This is a genomic window from Burkholderia contaminans, assembly GCF_029633825.1.
In the GTDB taxonomy this organism is placed as follows: domain Bacteria; phylum Pseudomonadota; class Gammaproteobacteria; order Burkholderiales; family Burkholderiaceae; genus Burkholderia; species Burkholderia contaminans.
The window spans coordinates 1,328,704-1,343,184 of record NZ_CP090642.1 but is presented as its reverse complement, the minus strand read 5'-3'; the positions used below and the strand labels follow the sequence as shown (position 1 = coordinate 1,343,184).

General features: G+C 66.1%; 10 protein-coding genes. 6 read left to right on the top strand and 4 right to left on the bottom strand.

What is annotated here, in order from left to right; all coding sequences use genetic code 11:
• Positions 1–603 (bottom strand): LysE family translocator, encoded by a 603-nt coding sequence (locus LXE91_RS38100; RefSeq protein ID WP_039371256.1) that lies wholly within the window; start codon positions 601–603, stop codon positions 1–3.
• A gap of 594 nt (positions 604–1,197) precedes the next feature.
• Between LXE91_RS38100 and LXE91_RS38095 the strand changes: the two genes are divergently transcribed.
• The 4 genes from LXE91_RS38095 to LXE91_RS38080 are packed head-to-tail and all read left to right on the top strand — an operon-like array spanning position 1,198 to position 6,800.
• On the top strand, positions 1,198–2,811 hold the full coding sequence (locus LXE91_RS38095) for a tryptophan halogenase family protein (protein ID WP_046196863.1): 1,614 nt from the start codon (positions 1,198–1,200) through the stop codon (positions 2,809–2,811).
• Positions 2,811–3,896: a monodechloroaminopyrrolnitrin synthase PrnB family protein gene (locus tag LXE91_RS38090; protein WP_039371250.1), complete on the top strand. Its 1,086-nt coding sequence runs from the start codon at positions 2,811–2,813 to the stop codon at positions 3,894–3,896. Before LXE91_RS38095 ends, LXE91_RS38090 begins: the two co-directional genes overlap by 1 nt.
• A 58-nt stretch (positions 3,897–3,954) precedes the next feature.
• Positions 3,955–5,655 (top strand): NAD(P)/FAD-dependent oxidoreductase, encoded by a 1,701-nt coding sequence (locus LXE91_RS38085; RefSeq protein WP_039371247.1) that lies wholly within the window; start codon positions 3,955–3,957, stop codon positions 5,653–5,655.
• A gap of 23 nt (positions 5,656–5,678) precedes the next feature.
• Positions 5,679–6,800, top strand: a complete 1,122-nt coding sequence (locus LXE91_RS38080; RefSeq protein WP_046543616.1) for a Rieske 2Fe-2S domain-containing protein — start codon at positions 5,679–5,681, stop codon at positions 6,798–6,800.
• Between the two features lie 41 nt (positions 6,801–6,841).
• Here LXE91_RS38080 and LXE91_RS38075 read toward each other — a convergent pair whose 3' ends face one another.
• The 3 genes from LXE91_RS38075 to LXE91_RS38065 form a co-directional block, all read right to left on the bottom strand.
• Complete coding sequence (locus LXE91_RS38075) at positions 6,842–8,857, bottom strand: glycoside hydrolase family 3 protein (RefSeq protein WP_039371241.1); 2,016 nt, start codon at positions 8,855–8,857, stop codon at positions 6,842–6,844.
• 211 nt (positions 8,858–9,068) lie between these two features.
• Positions 9,069–10,157 (bottom strand): aldose epimerase family protein, encoded by a 1,089-nt coding sequence (locus LXE91_RS38070; RefSeq protein WP_039371238.1) that lies wholly within the window; start codon positions 10,155–10,157, stop codon positions 9,069–9,071.
• 27 nt (positions 10,158–10,184) lie between these two features.
• A complete protein-coding gene (locus LXE91_RS38065; protein ID WP_039371235.1) occupies positions 10,185–11,378 on the bottom strand; it encodes a XylR family transcriptional regulator in 1,194 nt (397 codons plus the stop codon).
• 265 nt (positions 11,379–11,643) lie between these two features.
• Between LXE91_RS38065 and xylA the strand changes: the two genes are divergently transcribed.
• On the top strand, positions 11,644–12,966 hold the full coding sequence (gene xylA / locus LXE91_RS38060; RefSeq protein ID WP_039371233.1) for a xylose isomerase: 1,323 nt from the start codon (positions 11,644–11,646) through the stop codon (positions 12,964–12,966).
• Positions 12,967–12,970: 4 nt separating this feature from the next.
• Entirely contained in the window at positions 12,971–14,449 is a 1,479-nt protein-coding gene (gene xylB / locus LXE91_RS38055) for a xylulokinase (protein ID WP_039371231.1), read from the top strand.
• The last annotated feature ends 32 nt before the right edge of the window (positions 14,450–14,481 follow it).

Sequence of the window (14,481 nt, the reverse complement as noted above, 5' to 3'; positions counted from 1 at the left end):
TCATCGATTGAGCACGGAACTGGCCAGCGTTGCTGCGAACGTCAGCAATACGAGCGAGGAGCACCGCAACACGATGGAGGCCAGTCGGCCCTCCGTACGATTCATGACCAGCAGCCGGCCCGACCGGGACCACAGCAATCCGATCGGTACCAGCGTGATCAGAAATACACCTGTCGACGTCAGGAAAATCTCGAGCGACCTGAACGCTGCCTCCGGGAAAATTGCGCTTGAAAACAGCAAGGCCTTCGGATTCATCAAGGTCGCGAGGAAAAGCCCTCGGAACCCCAGCGGCGGCGAGTCGGTGGTGTCGAAGTCGGCGCCCTTGAACCACATCTTCACTGCGAGGTAGAAGATGAATGTGGCGCTGATCAGCTTGACGACGCTGACGATCCACGGATATTGCGTCGCCAGCGACCAGAGAAAAAAGCCCCATACGGTGATGGCGATCACATAGCCTGACGCCTCCGCCGCGACCAGCCTGCACGCACCTCGCAGATTCAGCTTGAGCCCGGCGGACAGCAGCAGCGTGTTTGTCGGCCCGGGTACCAGCAGCACGATTGCGGCGTAGAACGACATCTTCAGCATGGGGCTCAACGTCAACATGGGTGAACCTCGTTTTTCCAGCGATTGGTTTGGTGCGGATCATCATAAGTCGCGGAAAGTGTCAGTGACAACTTTTGTTCCTCGCGTTTGAGATAGTGAAACTCCGCGAGCGATCGCTTCATCCGATTATCACGATATGTGAGTCGATGACATGAATTATCCCGCTCAAAATTAAAACCCGGGAATCTGAAATTGTCTCTGATATTGATCCAGATATTTTAAGGTTCCAGGTCGAATTTGCCGAAATAAATTTATTCGTATTTCAAGCGCGCAATTTTTGCGGGGTCATATTCGATAACGTGATGTCGGCACGCCGATGTGCCTGGCAGGGAGGCGAAAAACGGGGATAATTCAATGGTCATGCACTAACCATCAAATTGCTGACAAATATTGTTTTCAATATGAGGTGATTTATTGTCGATGCGCATCGTATTCAGTATCTGGATCGCGAGATGGAATCCCGGGTAAAACAAATAAAAATCCTGTCAAACATGCCAGTTTGATTTAATTAATCGACGGCCTATTCTAAACGCGGATCAATTGAGCACCCTCGCAGATGTCCATTCGGGTTTCAAATCCTATGGGAAGCGCGTCATGAGCCATCCGATCAAGAATATCGTCATCGTGGGCGGCGGCACCGCGGGCTGGATGTCCGCCTCGTACCTCGTCCGGGCACTCCAGCAGCAGGCGAACATCACGCTCATCGAGTCCGAGGCGATCCCGCGGATCGGCGTGGGCGAGGCGACGATCCCGAATCTGCAGAAGGTGTTCTTCGACTTCCTCGGGATACCGGAGCGGGAGTGGATGCCCCAGGTGAACGGCGCGTTCAAGTCCGCCATCAAGTTCGTGAACTGGAGGAAGTCGCCCGACCGCTCGCGCGACGATCACTTCTACCATCTGTTCGGCAGCGTGCCGAACTGCGACGGCGTGCCGCTGACCCATTACTGGCTGCGCAAGCGCGAGCAGGGCTTCCAGCAGCCGATGGAGTACGCGTGCTACCCGCAGCCCGAGGCGCTCGACGCCAGGCTGGCCCCGTGCCTGCTCGACGGCACCCGCCAGATGCCCCACGCATGGCACTTCGACGCGCACCTGGTGGCCGATTTCCTGAAGCGCTGGGCCGTCGCGCGCGGGGTGAAACGCGTGGTCGACGAGGTCGTGGAGGTTCACCTGAACGAGCGCGGCGATATCGCCAGCCTGTCCACCAAGGAAGGTCGGACGCTGGAGGCGGACCTGTTCATCGACTGCTCCGGCATGCGGGGGCTCCTGATCAACCAGGCCCTGAAAGAGCCCTTCATCGACATGTCCGACTACCTGCTGTGCGACAGCGCGGTCGCCAGCGCGGTGCCCAACGACGACGCGCGCGTGGGGATCGAGCCGTACACGTCCGCGATCGCGATGAACTCGGGGTGGACCTGGAAGATTCCGATGCTGGGCCGGTTCGGCAGCGGCTACGTGTTCTCGAGCAAGTTCACGTCGCGCGACCAGGCCACCGCCGACTTCCTCAACCTCTGGGGCCTCTCGGACAAGCAGCCGCTCAACCAGATCAAGTTCCGGGTCGGGCGCAACGGACGGGCGTGGGTCAACAACTGCGTCGCGATCGGGTTGTCGTCGTGCTTTCTGGAGCCGCTGGAATCGACGGGGATCTACTTCATCTACGCGGCGCTTTACCAGCTCGTGAAGCACTTCCCCGACACCGGGTTCGATCCGCGGTTGAGAGACGCGTTCAACGCCGAGATCGTCTACATGTTCGACGACTGCCGGGATTTCGTTCAGGCGCACTATTTCACCGCGTCGCGCGACGACACGCCGTTCTGGCTCGCGAACCGGCACGACCTGCGGCTCTCGGACGCCATCAAGGACAAGGTCGAACGCTACAAGGCGGGGCTGCCGCTCACCACCACGTCGTTCGACGACGCCACGTACTACGAAACGTTCGACTACGAATTCAAGAACTTCTGGTTGAACGGCAACTACTACTGCATCTTTGCCGGCCTGGGGCTGCTGCCCGACCGGTCGCTGCCGCTGCTGCAGCACCGGCCGGCGTCGGTCGACAAGGCCGAGGCGATGTTCGCCCGCATCCGGCGCGAGGCCGAGCGTCTGCGCGCGAGCCTGCCGACGAACTACGACTACCTGCGGTCGCTGCGTGACGGCGAGGCAGGGCGGGTCCGCAGCCAGCCCGGGCCGGTCGCGGCGCCGGAGACGCTGTAGTGGAGCGCGCCCTGGGGCGGGCACGCGCATTCGCGGCCACGCACGCCGCGGTGGCGGCGTGCGATCCGCTGCGCGCGCGGGCGCTCGTGCTGCAGCTGCCGGCCCTGAATCGCAGGAACGACGTGCCCGGCATCGTCGGCCTGCTGCGCGAGTTTCTTCCGGCGCGCGGCGTGCCGTCCGGCTGGGGCTTCGTCGAAGCCGCCGCCGCGATGCGCGACATTGGGTTCTTCCTGGGGTCGCTGAAGCGGCATGGACACGAGCCCGTGGACGCAGTGCCCGGGCTCGAGCCGGTGCTGCTCGACCTCGCGCGTGTTACCGACCTGCCGCCGCGCGAGACGCTCCTGCATGTGACGGTCTGGAACCCGGCGACGGCCGACGCGCAGCGGAGCTACACCGGGCTCGGCGACGAAGCGCACCTGCTCGAGAGCGTGCGCATCTCGATGGCGTCCCTCGAGGCGGCCATCGCGCTGACCGTCGAGCTATACGACGTGCCGCTGCGCTCGCCCGCGTTCGAGGAAGGGTGCGTCGAGCTGGCGGCCCATCTGCAGAAAATGGTCGAATCGATCGTCTACGCGTACCGCTTCATCTCGCCGCAAGTCTTCTACGACGAGCTTCGCCCGTTCTACGAACCGATTCGTGTCGGGGGCCGGAGCTACCTTGGCCCCGGCGCCGTGGAAATGCCCCTCTTCGTGCTGGAGCACGTGTTGTGGGGATCGCAATCGGACCACCCGGCTTATCTGGAATTCAAGGAGACGTACCTGCCCTACGTGCTTCCCGCGTTCAGGGCGATCTACGCCCGGTTCGCCGGAAGGCAGGCGCTCGTCGACCGTGTGCTCGGCGAGGCGCAAGCGGCCCGCGAGCGGGGCGAGCCCGTCGGGGCCGGGCTGGCGGCCCTCGAGCGGATCTTCGAGATCCTGCTGCACTTCCGGGCGCCTCATCTCAAATTGGCGGAGCGCACGTACGCAGCCGGGCAAACCGGCCCCACGATCGGCAGCGGCGGGTACGCGCCCAGCATGCTCGGCGATCTGCTCACGCTCACGCGCGACGCACGGTCCCGCCTCCACGCCGCGCTCGCCGAAACCTGATACCAGATGCCTGACGTGCTTGGCCGTGTGTTCCATCTCACCAGGAGAGCTTGCCCCCATGACTCAGAAGAGCACTGCAAACGAGCGCGATAACCACCACTTCGACGTGATCATCCTCGGTTCGGGCATGTCCGGCACCCAGATGGGGGCCATCCTGGCCAAACAAAAGTTTCGTGTCCTGATCATCGAGGAGTCGTCGCACCCACGGTTCACGATCGGGGAATCGTCGATCCCCGAGACCTCGCTGATGAACCGCATCATCGCCGATCGCTACGGCATTCCGGAGCTGGACCACATCACGTCGTTCTATGCGACGCAGCGTTACGTCGCGTCGAGCACGGGCATCAAGCGCAACTTCGGCTTCGTGTTCCACAAGCCCGGCGAGGAGCACGATCCGAAGGAGTTCACCCAGTGCGTCATTCCGGAGCTGCCGTGGGGACCGGAGAGCCATTATTACCGGCAGGACGTCGACGCCTACCTGCTGCAGGCCGCCATCAAATACGGCTGCACGGTCCGCCAGAAGACGAGCGTGACCGACTACCACGCCGACAAGGACGGCGTCGCGGTAGCCACCGCCCAGGGCGAACGGTTCACGGGCCGGTACATGATCGACTGCGGGGGGCCCCGCGCGCCGCTCGCGACCAAGTTCAACCTCCGCGAAGAACCGTGCCGTTTCAAGACGCACTCGCGCAGCCTCTACACGCACATGCTCGGGGTCAAGCCGTTCGACGACATCTTCAAGGTCAAGGGGCAGCGCTGGCGCTGGCACGAAGGGACCTTGCACCACATGTTCGAGGGCGGCTGGCTCTGGGTGATTCCGTTCAACAACCACGCGCGGTCGACCAACAACCTGGTGAGCGTCGGCCTGCAGCTCGACCCGCGCGTCTACCCGAAAACGGATATCCCCGCGCAGCAGGAGTTCGACGAATTCCTCGCGCGGTTCCCGAGCATCGGCGCGCAGTTCCGCGATGCCGTGCCGGTGCGCGACTGGGTCAAGACCGATCGCCTGCAGTTCTCGTCGCGCGCGTGCGTGGGCGACCGCTACTGCCTGATGCTGCACGCGAACGGGTTCATCGACCCGCTCTTCTCCCGCGGGCTCGAGAACACCGCGGTGACCATTCACGCGCTCGCGGCGCGCCTCATCAAGGCGCTGCGCGACGACGATTTCTCCCCCGAGCGCTTCGAGTACATCGAGCGCCTGCAGCAGAAGCTGCTGGATCACAACGACGACTTCGTCAGCTGCTGTTACACGGCGTTCTCGGACTTCCGGCTGTGGGACGCGTTCCACCGGTTGTGGGCGGTCGGCACGATCCTCGGGCAGTTCCGGCTCGTGCAGGCCCACGCGAGGTTCCGCGCATCGCGCAACGAGCGTGACCTCGATCACCTCGACGACAACGCGCCGTATCTCGGCTTCCTGTGCGCGGACATGGAGGGGTACTACCAGTTGTTCAACGACGCCAAGGCCGAGGTCGAAGCGGTGAGCGCCGGGCGCAAGACGGCCGGGGAGGCCGCCGCGCGGATTCACGTCCTCATCAACGAACGGGAATTCGCGAAGCCGATGTTCGGCTTCGGGTACTGCATCACCGGGGCCAAACCGCAGCTCAACAATTCGAAGTACAGCCTGCTGCCGGCGATGAAGCTGCTGCACTGGACGCAGACCAGCGCGCCGGCCGAGGTGAAGAAGTACTTCGACTACAACCCGATGTTCGCGCTGCTCAGGGCGTACGTCACCACCCGCATCGGCCTGGCGCTGAAGTAGTCGGCCGACACTGCCACGAGACCATGGACGACGTTCAATTTCAATTGCATCAAGCGGATGCCCGGGAGCAACCGTCGGGGGCGTACGACGCGACCACGCGCGTGGCCGCGAGCTGGTACGTCGCGATGCGCTCGGACGACCTCAAGGACAAGCCGCTGGAGCTGACGCTGTTCGGGCGGCCGTGCGTGGCGTGGCGCGGCGCGATGGGGCGGGCCGTGGTGATGGACCGCCACTGCTCGCACCTCGGCGCGAACCTGGCCGACGGGCAGGTCAAGGACGGGTGCATCCAGTGCCCGTTTCATCACTGGCGGTACGACGAGCAGGGCCAGTGCGTACACATTCCCGGCCACAGCGAGGCGGTGCACCGGCTGGAGCCCGTGCCGCGCGGCGCGCGCCAGCCGACGCTGGTCACCACCGAGCGGTACGGCTACGTGTGGGTCTGGTACGGCTCGCCGCAGCCGCTGCACCCGTTGCCCGACATCGCCGCGGCCGACGTCGACAACGGCGACTTCATGCACCTGCACTTCGCGTTCGAGACGACGACGGCGGTCTTGCGGATCGTCGAGAACTTCTACGACGCGCAGCACGCGCACCCGGTCCACGCGCTGCCGATCTCGGCGTTCGAGCTCAAGCTCTGCGACGACTGGCGCCCGTGGCCGGAGGTCGAGCCGCTGGCCCGGGCGGGCGCGTGGTTCGGCGCCGGGATCGACTTCACCGTGAACCGGTATTTCGGGCCCCTCGGCATGCTGTCGCGTGCGCTCGGCCTGAGCATGTCGCAGATGAACCTGCACTTCGACGGCTACCCCGGCGGGTGCGTGATGACCGTCGCGCTGGACGGAGACACCAAATACAAGCTGCTCCAGTGTGTGACGCCGGTGAGCGACGGCAGGAACGTCATGCACATGCTCATCTCGATCAGGAAGGCGGGCGGGCCCGTGCGCCGCGCGATCGACTACGTGCTGTTCGGACTGCAGACCAGGCAGGCCGCGGGATACGACGTCAAGATCTGGAACGGGATGAAGCCGGACGGCGGCGGCGCGTACAGCAAGTACGACAAGCTCGTGCTCAAGTACCGCGCGTTCTACCGGGGCTGGGTCGACCGCGTCGCGTCGAGCGAGCGGCAAGGCGCGAGCCGGCGGCCCTAGCCGATGCCGGCCCCGGTCAGCGGGCCGGCATCGACAACGCGTCAATACGAGAGGCCGAAGCCGAACGGATACAACGGATGCGCGGTATCGTGCGGCACGTCTTCCCGCTGCGCCGCGACTTCCGCCATCGACGACGGCAGCTCGAACGGCAGCTTCCCTTGCGGTTGGCCTTTCCCGGTCAGCACGTCGAACAGCGCGGCATCGGTCACGCCGAAATTCGCGAGGATCGCGGTGGCCTTGTCCTGCACGTTGGTCAGGATCGCGGGACGATCCATGTACACCGAGACGATCGACTTCGGCGCAAGCGCGGCCTGCTTGATGGCCTCGTAGTCGGCACTGCCGTCGACGAACGCGAGACTGCCTTCATGCTGCATCGAGCCGAACATGTAGTTCGGGTGCAGCGTCTGATAGGGCGTGCTCACGCGGAGAATCGCGACGTCCGCGGCCTGCGGCGTATCGACGACCTGATAGCCATATTGCCGCGCGACGGCGGGATCGATGCCGTACAGCCAGACTTTCTTGCCCGACGCCGTCATCGGCAGCAGCTTGCCGTCGTTCTGCAGCAGCACCATCGAGCGGCGCTGCGCATCGAGCGCCTGGGCCTGGAAGTCGGCGTTTCCGACGATCTTGCCGGCCGCGTCCGCATCGACATACGGATGGTCGAACAGGCCTTGCTGGAATTTCTGCAGCAGCACGCGATAGGCCGACTCCGACAGGCGCGCTTCCGACAACTGCCCGCGATTGACGGCGTCGATGAGGTCGCTCGGATCGTCGTCTCCGCCGAACTGGTCGATGCCGGCGTTGACCGCGCGGGTGAAGCGCTGCACGCGGGTCGCGCCTTCCATCCCCCAGGGCATGCCCAGCCCGACGAACGACGGCGCGCCCGACGACACACCGTTGATGCAGTTCGCGTCGCAGTCGTCGGCGATCAGCCAGTCGGACACGATCACGCCGTTGAAGCCGTATTTCCCGCGCAGCAGGTCGGTCAGCAACGCCTTGTCGTAGGCGCCGCCCACCGGCTCCAGCGTGATGCCGTCGACCGTCACCGTCATGTCCGGTTCGGAATAGGTCGGCATGACCGAGCCTACGTTGGCGGCGAAGGCGCCTTCGAACGGCTTCAGGTGGTAGGCGAAATTGTTGCCCGGATAGGTCGCATAGCGGCCGTAGTAATTGTGGCTGTCGAACCCGAGTTTCTGCGCGCCATATCCGGCCCAGTGCTTGACGACCGCGATGACGCTATTGGCTTGGATGCCGTTGCTGCCGCCCTGGAAGCCTTCGATATAGGCCTGGACCTGCGTGCGGGCGAGATCGGCGTCTTCGCCGAAGGTGCCGTTGATGCGTGCCCAGCGCGGTTCGGTTGCCAGATCGGCTTGCGGTGAAAGCGCCACGGTGATGCCGACGGCGCGATACTCCTGGCGCGCGATGTCGCCGAATTTTCGCGTGAGCGCCGTATCGCCGATCGCGGCGAAGCCGAGCGTTTCCGGCCACTGCGAGAAACCGCTGCTGCCCGCGCTTGCGCCAAGCGTGTACTGGAAATGATTGCGCGGATCGGAGCTGATCGACACCGGGATGCCGAGCCGCGACTGCTCCGCCAGCGTCTGAATCTGGTTCGCCTGGTCGGCCATGGTGCGCGCATCGGCACTCATGCGCGTGATATAGGTGTTGACGCCCCGCTGATTGATGAGCGTCTTGAGCGCCGCCAGGTCGTACGCGGAGCCGGTGCCCGCACCGGTCGTGTCGTTCAGCACCGGCGCGGTGCCGTGCATCATCAGGCCGGCTTTCTCGGCCAGCGTGAGGCGGCCGACCAGGTCCCGCGCACGCACTTCGGCACTCAGCCGCCAGTCTTCGTACGGTTCGATCTGACCGCTCTTGTCCATGTCCTTGAACTTCAGGCCGTCCCGGGTGATCAGGTTCAACGTGGTGTAGCCGAAGTCCTGCTGCGTGACAGGCGGGGCAGAGGAGTCGACGCCGCCGCAGGCAAACAGCCCCAGCGTGAGCGCGGTGCCGGATGCGGCCCGTGCCGATCGGCGAATGGCTGATCTCGTGATGCGTTGCATTGCTTGTCTCCTGAATCGGATTTTTGGCGCGGCCGTGATGCATGACGCAGGGCCGCCGGCCACTTTACCGAGCTGTTTCAGGGGACGTTTTGCCGCCGGGTGCAGTTTTTGCCCCGATGGGGCGCGATGTGTCGGGCCATGCGGTCGGGCGGATTTTCAACGCGGTCCAGCGGCTTCGGGAGCCGGCTTGCCGCTCGTCCGCCCGCGCACGCTACGCATGAACGGCCACCCGATACCGGGTGGTCTGTCTATAGACGGCGTCCGGATAAAGGATCACGTCGCCGCTCAGGCCGGGCATGTTGACCTGGTCCGGAAAGCCGCCCGCCTCCAGGCACAGCGCCGCGTGTTGCGTGCAACGTGTGCCGCCGCTCACGCGCAGGCCATCGAGATAGTTGCCGGTATAGAGTTGCAGGCCGCGCTGATCGGTCGACACGACCAGCTCGCGGCCGCTTTCCGGATCGTAGACGCGTGCGACGGGCCGGGCCTCGTGCGCGCCGTCGCCCAGCACGAAGCAATGATCGAAGCCGCGTGCACGAGCCAGTTGCGCGTGCGGCCAGTCGAGGCGCGCGCCGAGCGGCGCGCTGTGCCGGAAATCGAACGCGGTACCTGTCACGTCGGCCGTGCCGGTCGGGATCAGCGCATCGTCCACTTCGAGGAACGCGTCGGCGTCGATCTGCAGCAGATGGCCGCGCACGTCGCTGCCCGGGCGCCCGTTCAGGTTGAAGTAGCTGTGATTCGTCAGGTTCAGCGGCGTCGGCGCATCGGTCCACCCGGAATAGTCGATCGTCAGCGTGCCGTCGTCGTCGAGCGTGTAGCGAACCTGCACGGTCACGTTACCCGGAAACCCCCCGTCGCCTTCCGGCGAAGCGAGTCGAAGCGTCAGCCCGCCGCAATCGTCGATCACGTCCCAGCGCGCGCGATGAAAGCCGTTCGCCCCGCCGTGCAGCAGGTTGCCGTTCTCGTTGCGGTCGAGCGGGTAGCCGATGCCGTCGAGCTCGAAGCGCGCGCCGGCGATCCGGTTCGCCCAGCGGCCGATCGTCGCGCCGAGGTAGGCACCGGATTCGAGGTACTCGGCCGGCGTGTCGTGCGCGAGCACGATATCGGCAAAGCGCCCCGTGCGGTCGGGCGCGAGCCACGACACGACGGTCGCGCCGAGGTCGCTGACGACGACGCGCATCCCGTGCGCGTTGCGCAGCGTATAGCGCCGCACGGGCTCGCCGTCGGGCAGTGCGCCCCACGGCTCGGCAAGCACGCGTGGCGCGCCGGGTGTCAGATGGGAGGATTCGGTATCGATGTGCATGAGTGGATGTCGAATGGGCGGCGGGCGTCAGTTCGTGGCGGCCGCACGTTCCTGGTATTCACGCGGCGTGCAGCCGAGTTCGCGCCGGAACACCGCGTACATGTATTGAAGCGACGTGAACCCGCAACGGATCGCGACCTCCGCGCTCGACGCCTGCCGGCCGGCGAGCAGCGCCTGCGCGGCTTCGAGCTTGTGACGCAGGATTTCCTGGTGCACGGTGCGCTGCAGTTCGCGCCGGAAGTGCTCCTCGAGCAGCGAACGCGACACGCCGACGTAGTCGGCAACCTGTTCGGTCTTGATCCCCTGGCATGCGTACTGGCGAATGAAATGCCGCGCACGCATCACGTGCGGGCTCGCCAGCGGCTGGTGGCGCGTCGATTCAAGTACGTTGATGCCGACCGGCGGCACGAGAATGCGCTGCCCGGGAAAGCGCGCGCCGCGCAGCATCCGGTGCAGCAGGTGCGCGGCGGTGCGGCCCATTTCCTCGGTGCCCTGGATCACCGACGACAGCGGAATGCGCGTCAGCGTGCGCGTGAGCGGGTCGTTGTCGATGCCGATGATCGCCACCTGTTCCGGCACCGCGATCCCGGCGATCAGGCACGCCTGCAGCAGGTGCCGCGCACGCGCATCGGTCACGGCGATCACGCCGACGGGCTTCGGCAGTGCATGCAGCCAGTCGATCAACTGTTCGATCGCGTGATTCCAGCCCGATGCGCTCGTCGACAGCCCGCGGTAGATCGGCGCATCGAGCCCGTCCGCGCGCGCGAGCCGGTCGAACGCGAGCTCGCGCTGCTGCGCCCAGCGGTTCTCCTGCGCGATCGGCAGGCTGTACATCGCGAAATGCGCGAGTCCCGCCCCGATCAGGTGCGTGTACGCGAGCGACACCAGCTTCGGGTTGTCCGTCGCAATATATGGGACATCGTCGGGATACTGGGCCGGATCTTCGTACGACGAGCCGACCGCGACGATCGGCAGCGGCGAGCCGGCGAGCGCGTCGGCGACGGCCGGATCGTCGAAGTCCGCGATGATGCCGTCGCCGTCGAAGCGCTCGATGCCGGTGAGCCGGCAGCGGAAGTCGTCTTCGAGGAACAGGTCCCACACGACGCGCGTCGTGTGCAGGTACTGGCCGATGCCGCTGATGATCTCGCGGTCGTAGACCTTGTTCGCGTTGAACAGCAGCGCGATGCGATGCGGTGTCTGGGCGGAAGGGACGCGTGTCATCTCGATCTCGGGGCACGCGCGTCGGGGGGCGCGTGCCGTTGTCTCCGGGGCGCGCCCGGGTCGGCGGCGCGCGATGTCTGGTGTTCGGCGATTGTAGGGCGGAACGTGCGCCGCGCGCAGCGGCTGGCAAGAAACATTAAGCGTGCTGCGCAATTTCGCAATTGCCGCCCGGCAGGGGCGCGGGCACGATCCAGCCTACCGAATTCGGCCGCGTGCGCCACCACGACGCGCGTTGCGCTGCAACAAGAACCTGCACGGAGACGCCATGTCGTATTTCGAACACATTCCCGCGATTCGCTACGAAGGCCCGCAATCGGACAACCCGCTTGCGTATCACCATTACGACCCCGAGAAGCGCGTGCTCGGCAAGACGCTTGCCGAGCATCTGCGGATCGCCGTCTGCTATTGGCACACGTTCGTCTGGCCGGGCCACGACATCTTCGGGCAGGCCGCATTCCAGCGGCCGTGGCAGCAGCCGGGCGACGCGCTCGAACGCGCACGGATGAAGGCCGATGCCGCATTCGAATTCTTCACGAAGCTCGGCACGCCTTTCTATACGTTCCATGACACCGACGTCGCGCCGGAAGGCGACAGCCTGCGCGAATACGCGGCGAATTTCGCGCGGATGGTCGACTATCTCGGCGAGCGCCAGCAGGCAAGCGGCGTGCGGCTCCTGTGGGGTACGGCGAACCTGTTCTCGCACCCGCGCTTCGCGGCCGGCGCCGCGACGAACCCGAACCCCGACGTGTTCGCGTGGGCCGCGACCCAGGTGTGCCACGCGCTCGACGCGACCCACCGGCTCGGCGGCGAAAACTACGTGCTGTGGGGCGGCCGCGAAGGCTACGAGACGCTGCTCAATACCGACCTGAAGCGCGAGCGCGACCAGTTCGCCCGCTTCCTGTCGATGGTCGTCGAGCACAAGCACCGGATCGGCTTCAAGGGCGCGCTGCTGATCGAGCCGAAGCCGCAGGAGCCGACCAAGCACCAGTACGACTACGACGTCGCGACCGTGCATGGCTTCCTCGTGCAGTACGGATTGCAGAACGAGATCCGCGTGAACATCGAGGCGAATCACGCGACGCTCGCCGGCCATTCGTTCCATCACGAGATCGCGAATGCGTTCGCGCTCGGCGTGTTCGGCAGCGTCGACGCGAACCGCGGCGATCCGCAGAACGGCTGGGACACCGACCAGTTCCCGAACAGCGTCGAGGAGCTGACGCTCGCGTTCTACGAGATCCTGCGCCACGGCGGCTTCACGACCGGCGGGATGAACTTCGACGCGAAGGTGCGCCGCCAGAGCATCGATCCGGAAGACCTGTTCTACGGCCACGTCGGCGCGATCGACGTGCTTGCGCTCGCGCTCGAACGCGCGGCGGTGCTGGTCGAGAACGACCGGCTCGACGCGCTGCGCCGGCAACGCTATGCGCAGTGGGACGACGCATTCGGCCGCCAGATCCTGTCGGGCGGCTATACGCTGGAGTCGCTCGCGGCCGATGCGCTCGCGCGCGGCGTGAACCCGCGGCACGTGAGCGGCGCGCAGGAGCGGCTGGAGAACATCGTGAACCAGGCGATCTACGGGCTGCGCTGACGCCATGTACATCGGACTCGATCTCGGCACGTCGGGCGTGAAGGCGGTGCTGCTCGACCGCGACGGGGCGGTGCGCGCGAGCGCGAGCCGCCCGCTCACGGTGAGCCGGCCGCAGCCGCGCTGGTCCGAGCAGGCGCCGCGCGACTGGTGGGACGCCGCCTGCGGCGCGCTCGCCGCCCTCGTGTCGGACGCGCGCTCGGGCGGTATCGATCCGCGCGACATCGACGCACTCGGGTTGACCGGCCAGATGCACGGCGCGACGCTGCTCGATGCGCACGGCGACGTGTTGCGCCCCGCGATTCTGTGGAACGACGGCCGGGCCGACGCCGAGTGCGACGAACTCGAACGGCTCGCGCCCGCGCTGCGCGCGGTGGCCGGCAACATCGCGATGCCGGGCTTCACCGCACCGAAGCTGCTGTGGGTGCGTCGTCACGAGCCCGACGTGTTCGCGCGCATCGCCCATGTGCTGCTGCCGAAGGACTACCTGCGTTACCGGCTGACCGGCGCATTCGCGACCGATCCGTCGGATGCCGCCGGCACGCTGTGGCTCGACGTCGCGAAGCGCGATTACGACGACACGCTGCTCGCCGCGTGCGGCCTGTCGCGCGAGCAGATGCCGGCCGTGTTCGAAGGCAACCGCGTTACCGGCACGCTGCTGCCGGCCGTCGCACGGGCGCTCGGCCTGCGCGAGATCCCGGTGGTGGCCGGCGGCGGCGACAACGCGGCCGGCGCGGTGGGCGTCGGCATCGTGCGGCCCGGCGATGCGTTGCTGTCGCTCGGCACGTCGGGCGTGTATTTCGCGGTGTCGGACGGGTTTCGTGCGAATCCCGAATCGGCGGTGCACAGCTTCTGTCATGCACTGCCGGATACGTGGCACCTGATGTCGGTGATGCTGAACGCGGCCGGCTGTATCGACTTCACCGCGCAACTGGCCGGTTACGACGGCGTGGCGGCGCTGCTCGACGATGCGCAGACGCATGCACGCGCGAGCCGCCCGTGGTTCCTGCCGTACCTGAGCGGCGAGCGCACGCCGCACAACGACGTGAACGCGAAGGGCGTGTTCTACGGGCTCACGCCCGACACGCAACGCGCCGATCTCGCGAACGCGACGCTCGAAGGCGTCGGCTTCGCGCTGCTCGACGGCATCGACGCGCTGCATGCGGCCGGGCTCGCACCCGACGGCATCACGGTAATCGGCGGCGGCTCGCGCAGCGCGTACTGGACGCAGATGCTCGCCGACCTGAGCGGCCGCGCGCTGACGCTGCGCGCGGGCGGCGAAGTGGGGCCGGCGCTCGGCGCCGCGCGGCTCGCGCATCTCGCAGTCGAACCGCATGCGCGGCTCGGCGACGTGTGCCCGCAGCCGCCCGTCGTCGCGGTGCGCGAGCCCGATCCCGAGCGCCACGCGTGGTATCGCGACGTGCGCCGGCCGACGTTTCGCGCGCTGTACCGCGCGCTCGAACCGGTGTTCGCGACGGGCGCTTGACGCGCATTGCAGTGACTCGATGCGGGCGGCGC

Excerpts from the sequence above, each read along its gene's own strand:
- LXE91_RS38100 (WP_039371256.1), bottom strand. The coding sequence starts at position 603 with ATGTTGACGTTGAGCCCCATGCTGAAGATGTCGTTCTACGCCGCAATC.
- LXE91_RS38095 (WP_046196863.1), top strand. The coding sequence starts at position 1,198 with ATGAGCCATCCGATCAAGAATATCGTCATCGTGGGCGGCGGCACCGCG.
- LXE91_RS38085 (WP_039371247.1), top strand. The coding sequence starts at position 3,955 with ATGACTCAGAAGAGCACTGCAAACGAGCGCGATAACCACCACTTCGAC.
- LXE91_RS38080 (WP_046543616.1), top strand. The coding sequence starts at position 5,679 with ATGGACGACGTTCAATTTCAATTGCATCAAGCGGATGCCCGGGAGCAA.
- LXE91_RS38075 (WP_039371241.1), bottom strand. The coding sequence starts at position 8,857 with ATGCAACGCATCACGAGATCAGCCATTCGCCGATCGGCACGGGCCGCA.
- LXE91_RS38070 (WP_039371238.1), bottom strand. The coding sequence starts at position 10,157 with ATGCACATCGATACCGAATCCTCCCATCTGACACCCGGCGCGCCACGC.
- LXE91_RS38065 (WP_039371235.1), bottom strand. The coding sequence starts at position 11,378 with ATGACACGCGTCCCTTCCGCCCAGACACCGCATCGCATCGCGCTGCTG.
- xylA (WP_039371233.1), top strand. The coding sequence starts at position 11,644 with ATGTCGTATTTCGAACACATTCCCGCGATTCGCTACGAAGGCCCGCAA.
- xylB (WP_039371231.1), top strand. The coding sequence starts at position 12,971 with ATGTACATCGGACTCGATCTCGGCACGTCGGGCGTGAAGGCGGTGCTG.